General features: G+C 44.5%; 18 protein-coding genes. 8 read left to right on the plus strand and 10 right to left on the minus strand.

Translation table 11 applies throughout. The annotated features are described in order from the left end of the window. The first annotated feature begins 7 nt into the window (after positions 1-7). The 6 genes from KXD93_RS26790 to KXD93_RS26815 all read left to right on the plus strand — a co-directional run bounded on the left by KXD93_RS26790 (position 8) and on the right by KXD93_RS26815 (position 8531). Complete coding sequence (locus KXD93_RS26790) at positions 8-1498, plus strand: RagB/SusD family nutrient uptake outer membrane protein (RefSeq protein ID WP_258140610.1); 1491 nt, start codon at positions 8-10, stop codon at positions 1496-1498. Positions 1499-1521: 23 nt separating this feature from the next. Further along, the gene (locus KXD93_RS26795; protein ID WP_258140611.1) at positions 1522-2376 is read left to right on the plus strand and encodes a LamG-like jellyroll fold domain-containing protein; all 855 of its coding nucleotides are present in this window, start codon (positions 1522-1524) and stop codon (positions 2374-2376) included. Positions 2377-2469: 93 nt separating this feature from the next. Beyond that, the gene (locus KXD93_RS26800) at positions 2470-4137 is read left to right on the plus strand and encodes a glucoamylase family protein (RefSeq protein ID WP_258140612.1); all 1668 of its coding nucleotides are present in this window, start codon (positions 2470-2472) and stop codon (positions 4135-4137) included. Between the two features lie 49 nt (positions 4138-4186). Next, the gene (locus KXD93_RS26805; RefSeq protein ID WP_258140613.1) at positions 4187-5527 is read left to right on the plus strand and encodes a glucoamylase family protein; all 1341 of its coding nucleotides are present in this window, start codon (positions 4187-4189) and stop codon (positions 5525-5527) included. Positions 5528-5797: 270 nt separating this feature from the next. After that, complete coding sequence (locus KXD93_RS26810) at positions 5798-7549, plus strand: discoidin domain-containing protein (RefSeq protein ID WP_258140614.1); 1752 nt, start codon at positions 5798-5800, stop codon at positions 7547-7549. A gap of 184 nt (positions 7550-7733) precedes the next feature. Then, complete coding sequence (locus KXD93_RS26815) at positions 7734-8531, plus strand: carboxylesterase family protein (protein WP_258140615.1); 798 nt, start codon at positions 7734-7736, stop codon at positions 8529-8531. A 255-nt stretch (positions 8532-8786) separates the two neighbouring features. Here KXD93_RS26815 and KXD93_RS26820 read toward each other — a convergent pair whose 3' ends face one another. The 5 genes from KXD93_RS26820 to KXD93_RS26840 form a co-directional block, all read right to left on the minus strand. Beyond that, positions 8787-9566: a hypothetical protein gene (locus KXD93_RS26820; protein WP_258140616.1), complete on the minus strand. Its 780-nt coding sequence runs from the start codon at positions 9564-9566 to the stop codon at positions 8787-8789. A gap of 142 nt (positions 9567-9708) precedes the next feature. Then, the gene (locus tag KXD93_RS26825; protein ID WP_258140617.1) at positions 9709-9924 is read right to left on the minus strand and encodes a DUF2442 domain-containing protein; all 216 of its coding nucleotides are present in this window, start codon (positions 9922-9924) and stop codon (positions 9709-9711) included. 224 nt (positions 9925-10148) lie between these two features. Next, a complete protein-coding gene (locus KXD93_RS26830) occupies positions 10149-10874 on the minus strand; it encodes a YebC/PmpR family DNA-binding transcriptional regulator (RefSeq protein WP_258140618.1) in 726 nt (241 codons plus the stop codon). Positions 10875-10967: 93 nt separating this feature from the next. Continuing rightward, entirely contained in the window at positions 10968-11918 is a 951-nt protein-coding gene (locus tag KXD93_RS26835) for an NAD-dependent epimerase/dehydratase family protein (RefSeq protein ID WP_258140619.1), read from the minus strand. A gap of 264 nt (positions 11919-12182) precedes the next feature. Beyond that, positions 12183-12377 (minus strand): hypothetical protein, encoded by a 195-nt coding sequence (locus tag KXD93_RS26840; RefSeq protein ID WP_258140620.1) that lies wholly within the window; start codon positions 12375-12377, stop codon positions 12183-12185. Between the two features lie 217 nt (positions 12378-12594). Between KXD93_RS26840 and KXD93_RS26845 the strand changes: the two genes are divergently transcribed. Both KXD93_RS26845 and KXD93_RS26850 read left to right on the plus strand, forming a co-directional pair. Continuing rightward, complete coding sequence (locus tag KXD93_RS26845; protein ID WP_258140621.1) at positions 12595-13605, plus strand: aspartate-semialdehyde dehydrogenase; 1011 nt, start codon at positions 12595-12597, stop codon at positions 13603-13605. Positions 13606-13892: 287 nt separating this feature from the next. Continuing rightward, entirely contained in the window at positions 13893-14792 is a 900-nt protein-coding gene (locus KXD93_RS26850; protein ID WP_258140622.1) for a LysR substrate-binding domain-containing protein, read from the plus strand. A gap of 146 nt (positions 14793-14938) precedes the next feature. Here the strand turns inward: KXD93_RS26850 and KXD93_RS26855 are convergent, their stop codons facing one another. The 5 genes from KXD93_RS26855 to pyrR all read right to left on the minus strand — a co-directional run bounded on the left by KXD93_RS26855 (position 14939) and on the right by pyrR (position 18820). Next, complete coding sequence (locus tag KXD93_RS26855; RefSeq protein ID WP_258140623.1) at positions 14939-16360, minus strand: serine hydrolase domain-containing protein; 1422 nt, start codon at positions 16358-16360, stop codon at positions 14939-14941. Positions 16361-16389: 29 nt separating this feature from the next. Beyond that, positions 16390-16917: a hypothetical protein gene (locus KXD93_RS26860; protein ID WP_258140624.1), complete on the minus strand. Its 528-nt coding sequence runs from the start codon at positions 16915-16917 to the stop codon at positions 16390-16392. A 12-nt stretch (positions 16918-16929) separates the two neighbouring features. After that, positions 16930-17187, minus strand: a complete 258-nt coding sequence (locus KXD93_RS26865; RefSeq protein WP_258140625.1) for a hypothetical protein — start codon at positions 17185-17187, stop codon at positions 16930-16932. A gap of 6 nt (positions 17188-17193) precedes the next feature. Then, a complete protein-coding gene (locus KXD93_RS26870) occupies positions 17194-18120 on the minus strand; it encodes an aspartate carbamoyltransferase catalytic subunit (RefSeq protein ID WP_073404884.1) in 927 nt (308 codons plus the stop codon). 157 nt (positions 18121-18277) lie between these two features. Further along, the gene (pyrR, locus tag KXD93_RS26875; RefSeq protein WP_258140626.1) at positions 18278-18820 is read right to left on the minus strand and encodes a bifunctional pyr operon transcriptional regulator/uracil phosphoribosyltransferase PyrR; all 543 of its coding nucleotides are present in this window, start codon (positions 18818-18820) and stop codon (positions 18278-18280) included. Positions 18821-18868: the final 48 nt, after the last annotated feature.

Consider the following 18868-nt stretch of genomic DNA (forward strand, 5'->3'; position numbering starts at 1 on the left):
GATAAAGATGAAGATTAGTAAAAAATTATTGCAAAAAGCATTGGGGCTAAGCTTTATTGCAGCTATTATGATTTTCCAGGGGTGTAAAAAAACCTTCCTGGATGTTAACCCCGCGGGTAATGTGGCAGCTACGCAATTCTGGAAAACGCAGTCAGATGCTACCCAGGCTGTTTCAGCCATGTATGCAAACCTGCACGAATGGACTAATATTGCATTCGCACCTATTGCGGTTGAAAGTATGGGATCGGACGATGTAAACAAAGGCAGTACCGCTGCCGATGCTGCGTTCATGAACGACTTTCACAACTTTAGTGCAAGCGCCGGTGAGGGCCAAATCTCCGACTTTTGGGGTGGTGAATACAAAACCATCAATTTTGCTAACCAGATCCTTGACAATGTACCCGCCATCAGCATGGATGCCAGCTTAAAATCAAGGTACCTTGCCGAAGCAAAATTTATACGTGCCTGGTGCTATTTCAGGTTGGTAAGAGCGTTTGGCGATGTTCCATTGCGTTTACATGTACCAAAAAGTGCCAGCGAATACAATATTCCGCGTACGCCAAAGGCACAGGTATGGACAGCTATTGAAACGGATTTAACCGATGCAGCAGGCGTTCTGCCACAATCATATGCTGCGGCCGATGTTGGCCATGTTACCAAAGGTGCAGCTTTAGCGTTGCATGCAAAGGCGGCCCTTTATCAAAAGAAATGGGCCGATGTGGTGAACTACACCAACCAGGTAATGGGTTTGGGCTACACCTTGTTTACTAACTATGAGAAAATGTTCAGAACTGAAAACAAAAATAACTCTGAATCTATTTTTGAAATTCAATGTGCGCTGATCCCGAATAATCCTAACGCATCAAATTCGCAATACTCACAGGTACAGGGTGTTGATGGTTCAACCGGCGGCGGTTGGGGCTTTAATGTGCCAAGTGCCAGTTTGGTTGCTGCTTATGAATCAGGAGATCCGCGTAAGGATGCTACCATCATTTTCAGAGGCGAAACTACGCCAGAGGGTGATGTGATCCCTGCTACAGGTAACAGCACCATGTACAACCAAAAATCATATGTACCATTCGGTCTTTATGTATCAGGCTTTAACGAAGGTTGCCAGCAAAATAAGATTGCCCTGCGCTATGCTGACGTATTATTGATGAATGCAGAAGCTAACAACGAAATGGGTAATTCTGCAGCAGCGCTTATCCCGTTAGAGCAGGTTAGGGCACGTGCACGTACAGGTACAAGTCCAGCTGCCAACGTATTGCCAAAGGTAACCACCACTGACCAGGCTGCGTTGCGTTTAGCCATCTACAACGAAAGACGGGTAGAGCTTGCTTTAGAGTTCGATCGTTATTTTGATGTAATCCGCCAGGGAAGGGCCAAGGAATTATTTGGTTCAAGGGGATGGACAACCGGTAAAAATGAGGTTTGGCCATTACCGCAAAACGAAATTGATTTAAGTGCAGGAACGTTGGTGCAAAATCCTAACTATTAAAAATATTATAAAAATATAAAGAGATGAAAACAATTAAAAATGTATTTATAACGATGCTTACGGGTATTGTTATGGTTTTCACAATATCTTCTTGCCAGAAAAAGTTTGATGCGAGCACTTATGCTCCAACAAAACCACTGCCATCATACGGGGGCTATTCGAGCTCGAAGGATATTGATCCGGCAAGCCTGGTGGCTTATTGGGCATTTAACAATTCGCTTGTCGATAGTGTTTCAAAAGCAGTGGGTGTTTCAACCGGAACATCGTTTGGCACAGGGGTAGCAAAAGGAAAAGGTTTACAAGGTGCGCTGAATAGCTATGTGCTGAGTGACGCTTCGACAGCATTGGCTAACCTGCATAGTTTTACCATAAGCGTTTGGGTTAATACACCACCGCCATCCACAGGCATTATCGGCTTTTTTAGCCTTGCCAATACCAAGAATTTTTGGGGTAACATGGATATGTTCTTTGAAAATGGCAGCGATAATACCAATGGCAAACTAAGGTTCCACATGTCGCAGGCTGGTGGTGACTTTACCTTTTCTGTTGATAATGTGCCAAATATGTTTAACAAATGGGTTAACATCATTATGTCATACAACGAAAACGGTGGTAAGTGCGTACTTTATGTGAACGGAAATTCAGTGGCTTCGGGTACAGCAGGATCTTTAACAGGTCCGCTTACATTTACAAATGTAGGTAAGGTGGTATTTGGTTGCGTTCAATTCATGACCACACCAAGCCAGACATCCGGTACTGATTCACAGCCATGGGCCAGCTTTAACGTAGGTGGTACCGATCAGGTTAGAATTTATAACGACGTGTTGTCCGCAACCAAAGCATCAGCTTTGTACAATTTGGAGAACGCCGGAAGATAATTGGGTGATTGATTATATGGGGTTGCCGGGGAATCCTGGCAGCCTCTTTTTTTAAATTCGGTAAAAAAGGCGATAGGGGATCTTGATCCAGGCATGAGGTATTTTAAAAATTTTAGCGGGTTTGCAGTGTTGGCGATTTTAATAGCATGCGGCAAAGGGAAGCAAGTAACGCCGGTAACGCCTGTTACTCCGGTAACTTCGTTTACCTTTAATTCGCTTAAGGTTAATGGGGTGAGCAATGGGTTTACCTACACCAATGTAAACAGTAAACCTGTAATCAAATTATCCTTTTCGGCGGCTATCAGCCAGGCCTCAATAGCGGGCAGTATCAGCCTGAAAAACAAAACAGGGGCGACAACGGCGTTCACCACCAGTTACGAAAATAACGATAGCACAATTGTTATTAAGCCAACATTACAATCTATTACACAATATTCATTGTCGGTTTCAACAAGTCTTAAATCAGCAAAAAACACGACCTTGCAATCGGCATTGAGTGTGAATTTGACTACAGCTATTGATTCGACCGACAAATTCCCTGTTATAACTGACGATCAGTTACTTGACCTTGTTGAAAAACAAACCCTTAAATATTTTTACGACTTCGGGCACTCAATCAGCGGCCTTGCGCTTGAACGTAATACATCCGGTGATGTAGTAACCACCGGTGGTTCAGGCTTTGGCGTAATGGCCATTGTTGCCGGGGTAAGCCGTAATTTCATCAGCCGCGCCGATGGCTTAACCAGGATGCAGAAGATGGTGGCCTTTTTAAAGGATAAGGCCCAAACCTTTCATGGTGCATATCCGCATTGGATGAATGGCGCTACAGGTGCAGTGATCCCCTTCAGCACGCAGGATGACGGTGCCGACCTTGTTGAAACATCATATTTAATGCAGGGATTGTTAACGGCACGCCAGTATTTTAGCGGAGCCGGAGCAGATGAAACTAAATTAAGAACAGATATAAACACAATTTGGAACAATGTGGAGTGGGACTGGTTCAGGCAGAATAACCAGAACACTTTATTCTGGCACTGGAGCCCTAACTACGGATGGTCCACAAATATGCAGGTTAACGGTTGGGATGAAGCTTTGATAACTTATGTTATGGCAGCATCATCAACCACGCACCCTATAACAAAGGTGGTTTACGATAACGGATGGGCGGTAAACGGAAACATGAAAAATGGCAATACATATAATGGGGTTAAATTGCCATTGGGCCCCGCAGGTGGCGGTCCGCTGTTTTTTGCGCAATACTCCTTTTTGGGGATCAATCCCAACGGCTTAACGGATGCTTACGCCAGCTATGACGTGCAAAATAAGGCGCACACCATGATCAATTATAACTATTGCGTGGCAAATCCGCAGGCTAACAATGGCTACAGCGCAGATTGCTGGGGACTCACGGCCAGTGATATCGAAAACGGTTATACCGCCAGTTCGCCAACAAATGACGTTGGTGTAATAGCACCGACAGCTGCAATTGCTTCTTTGCCATACACGCCCACGCAATCAATGCAGGCATTGAGGTTTTTTTATTACAAACTGGGCGATAAAACCTGGGGACAGTACGGGTTTTACGACGCATTTAACCTCTCCACAACCTGGTTTGCCAACTCATACCTGGCAATTGACGAGGGGCCGATAATTATAATGACGGAAAATTACCGAACGGGCTTGCTTTGGAACTTATTTATGAGTTGCCCCGAAGTAAAAACAGGAATGAAGAACTTAGGCTTTACAAGCCCGAAACTCTGAGGCAAGTAAAATGCCCATGGTTACCAACAAAAACTGAACAATTAAACTAATGAAGAAACTACTATTTCCCTTATTAATATTACTAACCACTTGTGTAATGGCGCAACCCATTACTACAAAAGAGGACGGCATTAAACCTGTAGGCATAATAAAGGGCCTTTCGGACAGCGCATTGCTTGATGTGGTGCAGCGCCAAACGTTCCGTTACTTTTGGGATTTTGGTCACCCGGTAAGCGGCCTGGCCCGCGAGCGCAGCAATGTGGCTTATGATTATGGCAACGAGGTAGTTACAACCGGCGGTTCAGGGTTTGGGATTATGGCGATGATTGTTGCCGATCACCGCAAATGGATCCGCCACGACCAGGCTGTTGACAGGATGCTGAAGATCTTGTTTTTTTTAACTAAGGCTGATTCCTTCCACGGTGCATTCCCGCATTGGCTAAATGGCACTACAGGCAAAGTTGTTCCATTTGGACGTAAGGATGACGGGGCTGATATTGTGGAAACTTCCTACCTTTTTGAAGGCTTGTTATGTGCCCGTCAATATTTTAATGCTGACAACCAAAAGGAGGACAGGATCAGGGGTTTGATAAATGGCCTGTGGGGCGATATGGAATGGAGCTGGTTTACCCGCGATGGCAGGGATAATTTGTATTGGCACTGGTCGCCGAACAATGGGTGGACAATGAACTTCCCCATCCGTGGCTTTAATGAGTGTATGATCACCTATATCCTGGCTGAGTCTGCCGAAAGGTATCCGGTTTCCGCAGAGATTTATGATCGTGGATGGGCACAAAGCGATTTCTTTAAAAATGGTCAGACCTATTATGGCCATAAGCTGCCGTTAGGTTTTCCGTATGGCGGCCCGCTTTTCTTTTCGCAATACACTTTCCAGGCGCTTAATCCCAAGGGTTTAAAGGATCAATATGCCGATTACTGGGAGCAAAATTTAAACCATACCCTTATCAACCACGATTATTGCGTTGATAACCCTAAAAAGTTCAAGGGCTATGGCGAAAACTGCTGGGGACTTACCGCCAGTGATAACTTTGAAGGTTATAATGCCCACTCACCGGATAATGACCTGGGCGTGATAACACCAACGGGAGCATTATCGGCATTCCCGTATACTCCGGAATATTCAATGAAGGCGCTTCGTCATTTTTATTATGATCTGGGTGATAAGATCTGGGGCGATTATGGTTTTACCGATGCCTTTAGCGAATCGCATAATTGGTATGCAAAATCGTATCTTGCAATAGACCAGGGGCCGATTGTAGTAATGATAGAGAACTACCGCAGCGGTCTGATCTGGAACTTATTTATGAGCTGCCCGGAAGTAAAGCACGGCCTTAAAAAGCTGCATTTTCAAAGCCCGGGATTGAATTAAGAAAATAACAATTAAAAACTTTGTCATTGCGAGGAGGAACGACTAAGCAACCTCGTCGCTATGCTGATCGCTATTCAGGTTATACACTTTTTTGTCCGCTCTGTATAGCTACGAGGTTGCCGCGCTACGCTCGCAATGACAATTTTTTTGTGTTAGCGATAGCAGTGGATACCGGCATCGTGACCAAGGCCTGCGGGCGTATGAACGAATAACGCGACCGCTTCTATCAGCGGGAACACCCAAAAGAATACAACAACCTATATAAAACAAATGAAAAGGTGCATCATTATTTGCTTGTATATAAGCATGTTTTTATCCGCTGCAACATCCATCGCGCAGCAAAAACAGCTAACCTACTGTAACCCCATAAATATAGATTACGGGTACACGCCCATCCCCAACTTTGCAGCAGGAGGCAAGCACCGCGCCACCGCCGACCCGGTGATTACTATGTATAAGGGCGATTACTACTTGTTCTCCACTAACCAGTGGGGCTACTGGTGGAGCCATGATATGTACCACTGGAATTTTATTTTCCGGCATTTTTTACGGCCGGAGCATAAGGTTTATGACGACCTGTGTGCCCCGACCGTTTGGGTTAGAGGCGATACGCTGATGGTGTTCGGCTCAACATATTCTGCAAATTTCCCTATCTGGATGAGCACCAACCCAAAAGCCAACGAGTGGAAGGAAGCTATCCATGAGTTTGAGCCCGGCGGCTGGGATCCTGATTTCTTCAACGATGACGATGGTAAGCTTTATATGTACAACGGCAGCAGCAATACCTATCCGCTTTACGGTGCGGAGATAGATCCGAAGACATTCCATTTAAAGGCGTACCGGAAGGAAATGTACTTTTTGCAGCCATTCCGCTATGGCTGGCAGCGCTTTGGTGAAAACCTGGATGATACTTTCCTTGATCCTTTTATTGAGGGCGCATGGATGACCAAGCACAACAATAAATATTACCTGCAATACGGTGCGCCGGGTACTGAATTTAGCGGGTATTCGGATGGCGTAGTGGTGGGAGATAGTCCGCTGGGGCCCTTTACGCCGCAAAGTATGCCGTTTAGCTATAAACCCGGTGGATTTGCGCGCGGAGCTGGCCATGGCAGTACCTATACGGATGCCTGGGGCAATTACTGGCACATCGCGACTATGGTTATCGGTGTAAAAAACAGCTTTGAGCGCAGGCTGGGCATTTGGCCCGCAGGCTTTGATAAGGACGATGTAATGTATAGTAACACGGCCTTTGGAGATTATCCCACCTACCTGCCCGATGGTAAGGCAGATCATCTTAAAAGCCGCTTCACCGGCTGGATGCTGCTGAACTACAACAAGCCGGTTACGGTATCATCAACCCTTGGCGGCTACCTGCCAAATAATGCCGTTGATGAAAGCATTAAAACCTATTGGAGCGCCAAGACAGCCAACCCGGGAGAATGGATAGTAACCGATTTGGGCAGTGAAAGCACCGTAAACGCCGTACAAATAAACTATGCCGACCAGGATGCTACCATCCTTGGCAAGGCAACAGACACCTATACCCAGTATAAGCTATATTATTCGTCTGACAATAAAAGCTGGAGGGTACTTGCCGATAAAAGCAAAAACAAAACCGATGTACCGCATGATTACGTAGAACTACCATCTCCGGTAAAGGCCCGTTATATAAAACTGGAAAACGTACATATGCCAACCGGTAAATTTGCCATAAGCGGCCTGCGCGTTTTCGGGAATGGCGGCGGCGCAAAACCTGATACCGTACAAAGTTTTATTGTGTTACGTACTGAAAAGGACAAACGCAGCGCATGGATAAAATGGCAGACAGTTGATAACGCCTACGCCTACAATATTTATACAGGCGTAGCGCCCGACAAGCTATATAACTGCATAATGATACATACATCCAATGAGTATTATTTTAAGGCAATGGATAAGGATAAGCCTTATTATTTCCAGATAGAAGCCATTAATGAAAATGGGGTATCGGAACGGACAAAGGTGATGAAGGTGGAGTAGGGAGGAAGTCTTAAGTCGGGAGTCTTTAGTCTTGAGTGAAAAATGAAAAGGAAGCTGCCTTTTTTCCCTAATTAACGACTATCGCCCCTGGATTTAAGACTCAAGACTTCTCAAACAATGCAAGATTTATCAAACCTATACGTTAAATTCGCGTTAGGTAAAGCGATCATATCTACCGTTTCTTATGAAAATACACAGATCTGTAGTAAAAATACTTTTTATATGCCTGCTGTTCCCGGTGTTATCGCGGGCGCAAAGCAGTTCATCCTTTGATAAAGGTTCATATATTTCAAAAGGCGATACGTTGCCTTACCGCATTTTGTTCCCTCAAAATTTCGATCCAACAAAAAAATATCCTTTAATATTGGTGCTCCACGGTGCTGGTGAGCGTGGCAATAATAACGAATCACAATTATTATATGGAACCCGTACTTTTTTAAGGGACACCATCCGTCAGCGATATGCCGCAATTGTGGTTTACCCGCAATGCCCGGCAAATAGCTTTTGGTCGAACTGTAAGTTTGAAGAGGATTCGGTAACCAATAAAACCAAGTTTATTTTTCAAACAGGCGGAGCGCCTACCAGGGCGATGAAAAGCCTGTTGGGTTTGCTTGATAATTTTTTGGATAAGCCATACATTGATAAACACAAGGTTTACGTTGGTGGCCTTTCAATGGGCGGCATGGGAACGTTTGAACTTTTACGCCGTAAGCCAAATATTTTTGCGGCGGCTTTTGCAATTTGTGGGGGCGACAATTCCAACAACGTGAAAAAATATGCTAAGAAGGTCCCGCTTTGGATTTTTCATGGTGAAAAAGACGAGACAGTGCCATATGCCCATTCGGAGCTAATAGTTGCTGCTATTAAAGATGCGGGTGGTGATCCGAAATACACGCTTTATCCCAATGATGGACATAACAGCTGGGATGACGCCTTTGCCGAGCCATTGTTGATACCTTGGTTGCTTTCGCATACGAAATAGGTGTAATTAGCTTCTCCGTGCGCGTCATTGCGAGGAACGAAGCAACCTCTACAATCAACGAACCTTTATGCTGATGGAACCTTACAGCTGCCTGATTGGTCGCCACAATATTTTCGCTCCCTGATCTGCATAGTTTATGCTGATGGAACCTTACAGCTGCCTGATTGGTCGCCACAATATTTTCGCTCCCTGATCTGCATAGTTTAGAGTTTGCTTCGTTCCTTACAGCAATGACGCAGGGTTGAAAAGATTGTTTTATTCCTTCGGCTTCGGTGGTACAAACCTTGGCTTGTAAGCAGGTTTCTTTTCAGTAATTTCCTGCGATGGCGGCGTTTCGTTTACAGTTGGTGTATCATCTGTTGTTTCAACCTTTGGTTTTGGCGGAATGAATCTTGGCTTATATGCCGATTTGGGTTCTGTTACTTCAGGAGCAGCCGGTGCAGCAGCTGCGGTCGCAGGTGGATTTTCTTCAACTTCAGCTTTCGGTTTCATTTTAAACCGCGGCACGAACCCGGCGGGCTTAGCAGCTACAGTTTCTGCAGCGGGCGTTTCGGGGATATCAGCTTGCGGATTTGAATTTTCATCCCCTTCTGTTTTCGGTTTCATTTTAAACCGTGGCACAAATCCGGCAGGCTTAGCAACTGCATTTTCAGCAGGTGGGGCCGGGGCTGGTTCGGTTGCGGTAGGCAATTCATCCTTTTTATCCCCAATAGCTGGCTTGGCGATACCGGCAGCGCGGAATTTAGGCGTAAAACCAACTTTTGGCGATGGTGTTGCCTGTGGTTGCTCCGTTAAGCTTTCAGTTATGGTTTGTTCGGCTAAAGGATTTGCAATGTGCGGCTTCTCAGTTTTTACTTCCGGGGCCAGGGGAAACTGCCGCCTGGTTTTATTGAACCAGTATTTTTTGGTATGGTCGAAGCTCTTTTCGCCCATTTGTTCGTAATGATTTTTAAATTCAGCAAAAAGCGCTGGCTCTGCCTTTTCTAAGGCAACAAGGTCAACTCTTTTCTTCTTAAAAAACTCATCGAAGGTCATGGGTTATGAATTGATATTTTGAACTTGAAGATTAAAAACGTGTCATCGCGAGGTACGAAGCAATCGCGAACTATGCAAGTTCTACACTTTTCTAAGTACTCTGTATAGCATGCTATTGCTTCGTGCCTCGCAATGACACCGGCTATATTGACACATCCAGGTCAAGCTGATTAAAATGGATTCCCTTATCCGTTTGCGTCCAATCCTCACGTTCCCCATCGGTAGCGTTCATCAACTTTGGAAAAAACTCCAAAGGAAAAACCTGTTGTTTGCCACCTTCCCGCTCAATAAAAAGCAAGCCGTTGCTAAAGGTTACTTTAACTTTCTTTTCTTGCTTTCGTGAGGTGAATAGTGGCATGTTGTTATATTATTTAACTCGTCATTGCGAGGAACGAAGCAACCTCTACACAGAACAATTAACGGATTGAAATGTTGGATGAAGCTTACAGCCGCCGTTTAGTAACCACAATACAATTGCTCCATTATCTGCAAGGCTTAAAGTTTGCTTCGTTCCTCGCAATGACGCACGGGCTGGCAATTTCTAAATCCGAAATCGAAATTTCTAAATCCGAAATCAAAAAACTACTCCGCCATGTTATGATACACCGCCTGCACATCATCATCCTCTTCCAAACGGTCTATCAGCTTCATGATATCAACGACCTGTTCTTCAGTAACTTCGTGGAATGATTGCGGTACACGTTCCAGTTTGGCCGATTTTACCTCGATACCGATCTCTTCCAGCATTTTCTGCATCTTGCCGAAATCTTCAAACGCAGTATGGATCACTGCTATATCGTTGCCGTTTTCATCGGCTTCAACAAACAGGTCTTCCAAACCGGCATCTATCAGTTCAAATTCAAGTTCTTCCAGGTCGCGATCACCGGGCTCAAAGGTGAATACCGACTTACGGGTGAAAATAAAATCCAATGACCCTGTTTTACCCAATGCACCACCATATTTGGTAAAATAGCTGCGTACGTTGGCAACGGTACGGTTGGTATTATCTGTTGCCGTTTCAACTAAAACTGCTACACCGTAAGGGGCATATCCCTCATAAACCAGTTCTTCATAATCCTTCTCATCACGACTGGTAGCCCTTTTAATTGCTGCCTCAACGCGGTCCTTGGGCATATTCACTGCCTTGGAGTTTTGTACAGCAGTACGTAAACGCGAATTGGTATTGATATCACCACCGCCGGCCTTTACAGCCATTACAATTTCCTTGCCCAAACGGGTAAACTGCACCGCCATTTTGGCCCAGCGCTTAAATTTTCTCTCTTTACGGAATTCGAATGCTCTTCCCATATTTAGCCCCCCGACCCCCTGAAGGGGGAGGTTTTATTTAATTTGATATTTATAATTAGCCCGCTCGTTCCCCCTTTAGGGGGTTAGGGGGCTCTAAATTACATTTTTTAAGTTAATTAGCATATCCTCCACCATTTTTGGCAGGTTATATTCCAGTTGCCAGCCCCAGTCTTTTTGGGCATAGCTGTCATCGATTGATTTTGGCCAGCTATCGGCAATTGCCTGGCGTGGGTCGCTGTCAACGTAGCTTATTTCAAAGTTAAGGATATGCTTTTTAATTTCATCAGCGAGTTGCTCAGGGGTAAAGCTTATACCCGCCAGGTTGTATGAAGACCGGATGCCGATGGTATCCGCAGGCGCATCCATTAACGTAATGGTTGCCCGGATGGCATCGTCCATATACATCATTGGCAGGGCAGTGCCGGCTGATAAAAAGCTCTGGTATTTGCCTTGTTTTAATGCCTCGTGAAATATGTGCACTGCGTAATCGGTAGTGCCGCCGCCCGGGTTTGCCCGCCAGCCTATAAGGCCGGGATAACGGATGCTGCGCACATCGAGTCCGTATTTTTCAAAATAGTATTCACACCAGCGTTCGCCGGCCAATTTGCTGAAACCATAAACTGTATTGGGATCCATTACGCAATATTGCGGGGTATCAAATTGCGGCGAATGTGGCCCGAAAACAGCGATGGAGCTTGGCCAGAAAACTTTGGCGACTTTAAACTCTACCGCAAAATCAAGTATATGCAGCAGGCCGGTCATGTTTAGGTCCCATGCCATCTTCGGCTTTTGTTCGCCAACAGCAGATAGTATGGCGGCTAGTAAATAAACCTGCGTGGGGCGGTGCTTATCGAAGATATGGTGCAGGTTATCCTTGTCGAGCACGTTGGCAATTTCATAGGGCCCGCTGTTGCGGATGGCATAAGCCGGACTCTTAATATCTGAGGCTATTACTGCTTCGGCGCCGTGGATGTTTCTTAATGCTTTTACCAGTTCGGTGCCAATTTGCCCGTTAGCGCCAATAATTAAAATCTTTTCGCTCATGAAATGCCAGTTTTACCCGGCAAAGGTAAAAATTTGACGGGAATGATTAAGTTTTCGTGAAATAAAGATTACGTCACACTGCCAGATATTCCAACGTAAACGAGGGTTAACGACTGCTTTTTCGGGATACGTGGTTTTGCGGTTAACGATCTGGTAATCCATTGGGGTTTGGTACTGCAAAAGTTTAGGAAAGTAAGCCGGATTTAAATGTTAAACCCCTCATTTTTTGATGAGGGGTCGTAAAGAAAATCAATTACTAAAAAATCAATCTGCAAAGGTAGCTACTGCAAAAAACACAAATAAAGATATTCCTGCTAATACCAATAACAATGCAGTGTTTTGCTTAGCCGAAATGATTTCAGATATTTTCCCTGTGTCCCTAACCTGTGTGAATTTTAAGTGATAACGAATTGAAAGCCCGACAAGTAAAACGGGCAATAGTAAAAATAAATATTTCATAGATTTAACATTGGTGTAACAATCTGATAACGCAGTAATTGAGGGTTTGTTTTGAAACTTTTTTAACTTGCTGGTAACTTATTTGTTGCATTTGCCCATAACCACTACCGGGCCTTACTTTGTATACTAATCATATAGAATTAATATGGTGGCGAAAGCCGGAAAAAATTCTCATATTTGTAGCTAATTTTTATTATTTAATAACATATAAAACAAAATGAAAGTCGCAGTAGTAGGTGCCACAGGCTTGGTTGGCACTAAAATGTTGCAGGTTCTCGCAGAACGCAACTTCCCCGTATCAGAATTAATTCCGGTAGCTTCAGAAAAAAGTGTAGGTAAAGAAATCACTTTTAAGGGTAAGCAGTACAAGGTAGTTTCTGTTGAGGATGCGATAAAGCAGAAGCCCGATGTTGCTATATTTTCGGCAGGGGGCAGCACTTCATTGGCGCAGGCGCCGCTTTTTGCAGCAGCCGGCACAACTGTTATTGATAACTCATCCGCCTGGCGTATGGATCCTACCAAGAAACTGGTAGTGCCCGAAGTTAATGCAGATGTGTTAACCGTAGATGACAAGATCATCGCCAACCCGAACTGTTCAACAATCCAAATGGTAGTGGCCTTAAAGCCATTGCATGATAAATATAAAATTAAAAGGGTAGTAGTATCAACTTATCAGAGTGTAACTGGTACCGGTGTAAAGGCAGTTGAGCAAATGTTTAACGAGCGCGCGGGCATCGACGGCCCTAAGGTTTATCCTTATACCATCGACCTTAACGTGATCCCTCAAATTGATGTATTTACCGAAAACGGTTACACCAAAGAAGAAATGAAAATGGTTAACGAGACCATTAAAATAATGGGCGATGACAGCATTAAGGTAACCGCTACCACTGTGCGCATCCCGGTAATGGGTGGTCACTCGGAATCGGTAAACATCGAGTTTTTGCATGATTTTGATTTGAGCGAAGTGAAGGAATTACTGGCAAAATCACCGGGCATTGTTGTGGTTGATGATATAGCCAACCTGAAATACCCGATGCCGCTTGACGCACACGACAAGGACGAAGTTTTTGTTGGCCGCCTTCGCCGTGACGAAAGCCAGGAAAAAACCCTGAACTGCTGGATAGTATCAGATAACCTGCGCAAAGGCGCTGCTACCAATGCGGTGCAGATTGCGGAGTATTTGGCTGCGAAGCATTTGATTGGTTCTGCAGTAGAAGTTGAATAGGTTAGATTAGGTTGATTGAGTGGTAGAGGCACAATACTTTGTGTCTAACTAACGAGTTCAGTTTATTGAAATACAAATTATAGGGATGATCGGGAGATTATCCCTATTTTTATGAAAGAAATACTTGGTTAGAATGTAGCGGCGCAATGCATTGCATGTAACCATGCAAAAGTAACAATGCCAGATCAATAGGATTTGCACGCGGAAGACGCAAAATATTGCGTCTCTACAATAGCCAAACAATTCATTATAACTTTCTTTTATATCGTTTCATTATCTTTGAAACCATGATCTCCTTTGCTCACCGTGTTTTTATGGAAGTTGCTGCCAACTTGAGTTTCTCGAAGGCGGCGCAGGTGCTGTTTGTTACGCAGCCTGCCATCAGCAAGCATGTAAAGGCGCTGGAAGATCAATACAAGGTTCCCTTATTTGAGCGCAAGGGAAACAGTATTTCGCTTACCGAGGCGGGTCAAAAGCTTAACGAATACCTGCAACAAGCCACCGAAATTGAACGGAAAGTGGAATATGATTTGTCGGTATTGAGCAGCTTATCGCAGGCTGCCGGGCATTTACGGCTTGGGGCGAGTACTACTATCGCCCTATATATTTTGCCATCTATTCTTTCCGGTTTCCAACGGGAGTATGCCAATGTTGATGTGCAGCTGGTTAACCGCAATTCAGAATACATATTGAATGCGTTGCTGAACCACGAGGTTGATATCGGTATTATCGAGGTTGATAACAAACTGACCACGGTTTCCTATAAACCATTTATGAGCGATGAAGTGATCCCGGTTTGTTCGGCTAATAGTCCATTGGCTGGGAAATCATTAACGTTAAAACAGTTTGTTAAAACGCCACTGGCGTTGCGCGAGCGTGGTTCAGGAACGCTGAACGCCTTGCTGAAATCACTATCCGGGTTGCATATTAAACCAGCTGATCTATCCATAAAAATTCGTTTAGGCGGCACCGAGGCGCTGAAAAACTTTCTGCTGGCCGATCAATGTCTTGGCTTTATGCCCCGCCCGTCCATCATCCGCGAACTCCGCGAGGGCGACCTTGTTGAAGTACCTGTTGAGGGGCTAAAAATAACCCGCGATTTCTTTTTCATCCGCCGTAAGGGGACTGAAGATTATGGGTTGACGGGTAACTTTATCAATTATGCGTTGCAGCATATTGGGGAGTAATTAAAAGCTATGTCATTGCGAGCGCAGCGCGGCAACCGCACGCCGTGCACAACCGCCAATGCAAGTAGTACACCTTTCTGTTCGCCCTGTATGGCACGCGATTGCTTCGTGCCTTTACAGCAATGACAATTTGATTTTATATCACTTCACTTCATCAACTCCCTCAAGATCCCTGCCCCAACAGGATCAGTTGGCTCATAGGCATTTGAAAGTACAATTACTGCAATATTCTTTTCCGCATTAAAAGCTAAAAAGCTGTTACTGCCGTACGTGCCGCCGTTATGGAAGTAATAAGGTATACTATTTACATTGATCACATGCCAGCCCAGCCCGATTCTTACATCTTTTGTAAAAGTGATCTTATGTGTTAGTAGGATAGCCTTTGACAGGGAATCAGTGCCAGGATGCATATTTGCTTTGGCATATTTAAGCATATCGTTAGCTGTCGAACGTAAAGCCCCGCAGGCGGCAAGCACGTCGAAATCCCAGGCTATGGTCGGCAGGCCATCGGAATTGTAAACGGAAACAAAGCGCGGCGAGATCAGCGGGTTTAGATATTGTGCGGTACTCAGCATGCCCAGCGGCCGGGTTATTATTTGGGCAACCATTTGTTCAAAAGGCTTACCGCTTACATATTGCAGGATAGCCCCCAGCAGTCCGACACCTAAGTTGGAGTAGGCATACTTTTCGCCCGGTGCAGTAGTTAGCCGGCAGGTTTTTAGGTAACTGTACATCATCTGCTTGGTATAGTCCTTATAAGGATCAAAGGGATCGGTTACAGTCTCCTTCAAATTATCCGGAATACTTGGGAACCCTGAAGTGTGATTGATCAAATTCAACAGCGTAATGCCTTTTAGCGATTGATTTACAGCCACCGAATCGGGGAGGTACATGGTTATCGGGTCGGTAAGTTTAACCTGGCCTTCGTTTACATACCAGGCCAGCAAGGTTGCCGTAAAAGTTTTGGTAATGGAGCCGATCTCGAAAAAATTATTGCCATCGGGGATCCTGCCGGTTCCTTTCACCGTTTCGCCATAGCCGTATAGCGATGTTTTGCCATCCTTAATAATTCCTATGCAAAGGCCTACAGTATTTGCCTTTTGAATGTACGTGCGGGCAACGCTGTCCACCTGCTTATCCATAATCGAGAGCATCGGGTTGGATGTGGCCACAAGCCCGGTTTTATCGCTAACAGGTTCGATATAGGGTTTAAAAATAAATGTTTCCAGCTTGTCCTTCTGGTCCAGGCTGATAAACACTTGCATGGTAACATTGTTAAAAGTAACCTTATAGGTAGCCAGACTGTTATTCACAAAGCTCATCAGCTTTGATTCCTTCATTTCGCCGAGCGGGAAAAGTTGCTGGTTGGCAATGGTATTCCAATTCGTTATGTTGACTTCCTTTTGAAAGGCATCACCGGTTAGGTTATAAACTGCGTCGGCATTTTTAGCGTTGAAGTATAACTTGACCAGCAGGAACACCGAATCAACTTTTTTCTGTTGCAGGGTTTGGGCTGATGCGGTGGCTGACATGGCGAATAACAAAAGGATAATAAGTGCTGACCTCATAAATTAATAATTCTCAACCTATAACGGTACTATGACTGATTTAATGCAAAGGGATCGGTTAAGCGGATAAATTTTTGTTCGTTTCGGAACCATAGAAACCTAAATAAAAGAATCCCAATCAATACGCCAATTAAATATGTGTATCCTATAAAGTTAAACATGTTTGAAAGATCTGCCGATATGTAGGTAAAAAGATCTTTTTTTACGAAAATAGCAGTTGCGCTGATGATGAAGCAAAAAGCAAATCCATAAAAGATGCCGCCGTCAACCAATGAATATTTTATCAGCCCTGTTTTCCGGGTGTATTCCCAATCCTTAACAAACTTGATGTTATTAAGATCCTGTGGGGTAAGGCCCCTCCGCTTTAGTCGCTGTTCATACTCCAATTGGCTTTTGTACCTGGAGTAGCCGGGAATAAGGCCGATAATCTCAACAATAACAAACCAAAAGATGTAGCTTTTATCCTTTAAAATAAAAAATACAATTGCCGGAAATATTAAGGACAGCAGAAATCCTATGAAACTAATTTTTAAATATTTTTTAAAAACCGGGTTCATAAGTGTGTTAATTTATAATGGTTGTTGTTGAGTGCCGGTATTATTGAGATCTTGTTTTTTGGATTGAACCTTCCTGGCTTGATTATTTCTCGCCCTATTATCCCTGAATTTCGACGAGACAGCAATGCCGAAAATTAACGCTCCGGCAATCTTTGTTAAAGTAAAGTCAAGTGTAGGATGAATTAAGCCCTCGTATATAAAAGCGCATACGCCAATGGCCACCGCAATGCCGAGTAAGTTTGATTTGCAATATTTAATAAACTTACTCATTTGCCTTTACGGTGTTTGTCCGGCCAGCAGGAACAGCACGGCCATCCGGATTGCCACACCGTTTTCCACCTGGTCGAGTATGATAGATTGCTTGCTGTCGGCCACATCGCTGGTAATTTCAACACCGCGGTTAATAGGACCAGGGTGCATCACAATGATTTCCTTGTCCAATGAATCGAGGATCTGCTTGTTTAAGCCGTAAAGCATGGTGTATTCCCTCAGGGATGGGAAATATTTGATATCCTGCCGCTCCAGTTGGATGCGCAGCATGTTAGCCACGTCGCACCAGTTAAGGGCCTTGAGCAGGTTATGCTCAACCTTAACACCTAACGAGCCGATATATTTAGGGATCAGCGTGGTTGGTCCGCAAACCATAACCTCGGCGCCTAAATGTTTAAGGCATAATATATTTGAAAGGGCTACCCGCGAATGCAGGATATCGCCCACAATAACTACTTTTTTACCCGCAACGTCACCCAGTTTTTCCCGGATGGAGAAGGCATCAAGCAGCGCCTGGGTAGGGTGCTCATGTGCGCCATCCCCCGCATTTACTATTTGCGCCTTCACATGTTTGGAAAGGAAGATACCGGCGCCTGCGTACGGGTGACGCATCACCACCATATCCACCTTCATGGCGAGGATGTTGTTTACGGTATCTATGAGTGTTTCGCCCTTGCTAACAGATGAAGATGAGGCCGCAAAGTTTACCACATCGGCAGATAAACGCTTTTCAGCCAGCTCAAACGACAGCCGGGTACGCGTTGAGTTTTCAAAGAATATATTGGCAATAGTTACATCGCGTAGGGAAGGGACCTTTTTTATGGGCCTGTTCAAAACCGTTTTAAAGTTATCCGCAGTTTCAAATATCAATTGAATATCTGCCGGGTTAAGGTCCTTGATTCCTAAAAGATGTCGTGTGCTGAGTCCTGCCATGTGTTTGAATTTCGGAATTCGGATGTTCGAATTCGGATTTTATTTTTTTATTCTGCACCATGTCATTGCGAGGTACGAAGCAACCGCGAACTGTGCATGTCCGATCTGCAAATCGGGGTTTGCTTCGTACCTCGCAATGACGCGGGGTTTATTAATTTTATTTTGCGTCAGATAGTAACGTAATTCTATCTTCTCCATCAGTTTCTATCCAGCTTACCACCACTTTCTGTGATGCAATGGAATCTACCTCAATCCCAACATAGTCAGCTTCCACAGGAATGTGCCTTGAGTACCTGCGGTCAACCAAAGCTAGTAATTCTATCTTCTCTGGCCTGCCAAATGCCTGTAGTGCGTCCATAGCTGCGCGAATGGTGCGACCAGTCCAAAGCACATCATCCATCATGATCACTTTTTTGTTCTCTATAATGAAATCTATTTTGGTTTGATTGGGTACCAGTTGGTCGCGGCGGCGGAAGTCGTCACGATAAAAGGTAATATCAAGGTCGCCTTGTAAAATTGTTGCTTCCGGTAATATTTTGCGGAGTTCCTCGGCAATGCGCTTGGCTAAATAAATGCCACGCGGTTGAATACCGATAAGCACCGATTCAGAAAAATCGTTATGATTTTCGATTAACTGACGACATAAACGCTGTAATGTGATTTGAAATTTTTGACCGTCGAGCAGTGTAAGATTTTGCATCGTATGGGTGGATTTGGGCAAAGGTAAATATTTTTAGTGATTTGTTAA

The organism is Mucilaginibacter phenanthrenivorans (genome assembly GCF_024721155.1).
GTDB lineage: Bacteria > Bacteroidota > Bacteroidia > Sphingobacteriales > Sphingobacteriaceae > Mucilaginibacter > Mucilaginibacter phenanthrenivorans.

Bases quoted from the DNA above. Each gene is read 5' to 3' on its own strand.
- KXD93_RS26800 (WP_258140612.1), top strand. From the start codon at position 2,470: ATGAGGTATTTTAAAAATTTTAGCGGGTTTGCAGTGTTGGCGATTTTA.
- KXD93_RS26810 (WP_258140614.1), top strand. From the start codon at position 5,798: ATGAAAAGGTGCATCATTATTTGCTTGTATATAAGCATGTTTTTATCC.
- KXD93_RS26790 (WP_258140610.1), top strand. From the start codon at position 8: ATGAAGATTAGTAAAAAATTATTGCAAAAAGCATTGGGGCTAAGCTTT.
- KXD93_RS26825 (WP_258140617.1), bottom strand. From the start codon at position 9,924: ATGCCACTATTCACCTCACGAAAGCAAGAAAAGAAAGTTAAAGTAACC.
- KXD93_RS26820 (WP_258140616.1), bottom strand. From the start codon at position 9,566: ATGACCTTCGATGAGTTTTTTAAGAAGAAAAGAGTTGACCTTGTTGCC.
- KXD93_RS26860 (WP_258140624.1), bottom strand. From the start codon at position 16,917: ATGAACCCGGTTTTTAAAAAATATTTAAAAATTAGTTTCATAGGATTT.
- pyrR (WP_258140626.1), bottom strand. From the start codon at position 18,820: ATGCAAAATCTTACACTGCTCGACGGTCAAAAATTTCAAATCACATTA.
- KXD93_RS26845 (WP_258140621.1), top strand. From the start codon at position 12,595: ATGAAAGTCGCAGTAGTAGGTGCCACAGGCTTGGTTGGCACTAAAATG.
- KXD93_RS26795 (WP_258140611.1), top strand. From the start codon at position 1,522: ATGAAAACAATTAAAAATGTATTTATAACGATGCTTACGGGTATTGTT.
- KXD93_RS26855 (WP_258140623.1), bottom strand. From the start codon at position 16,360: ATGAGGTCAGCACTTATTATCCTTTTGTTATTCGCCATGTCAGCCACC.
- KXD93_RS26870 (WP_073404884.1), bottom strand. From the start codon at position 18,120: ATGGCAGGACTCAGCACACGACATCTTTTAGGAATCAAGGACCTTAAC.
- KXD93_RS26840 (WP_258140620.1), bottom strand. From the start codon at position 12,377: ATGAAATATTTATTTTTACTATTGCCCGTTTTACTTGTCGGGCTTTCA.
- KXD93_RS26850 (WP_258140622.1), top strand. From the start codon at position 13,893: ATGATCTCCTTTGCTCACCGTGTTTTTATGGAAGTTGCTGCCAACTTG.
- KXD93_RS26805 (WP_258140613.1), top strand. From the start codon at position 4,187: ATGAAGAAACTACTATTTCCCTTATTAATATTACTAACCACTTGTGTA.
- KXD93_RS26830 (WP_258140618.1), bottom strand. From the start codon at position 10,874: ATGGGAAGAGCATTCGAATTCCGTAAAGAGAGAAAATTTAAGCGCTGG.
- KXD93_RS26815 (WP_258140615.1), top strand. From the start codon at position 7,734: ATGAAAATACACAGATCTGTAGTAAAAATACTTTTTATATGCCTGCTG.
- KXD93_RS26865 (WP_258140625.1), bottom strand. From the start codon at position 17,187: ATGAGTAAGTTTATTAAATATTGCAAATCAAACTTACTCGGCATTGCG.
- KXD93_RS26835 (WP_258140619.1), bottom strand. From the start codon at position 11,918: ATGAGCGAAAAGATTTTAATTATTGGCGCTAACGGGCAAATTGGCACC.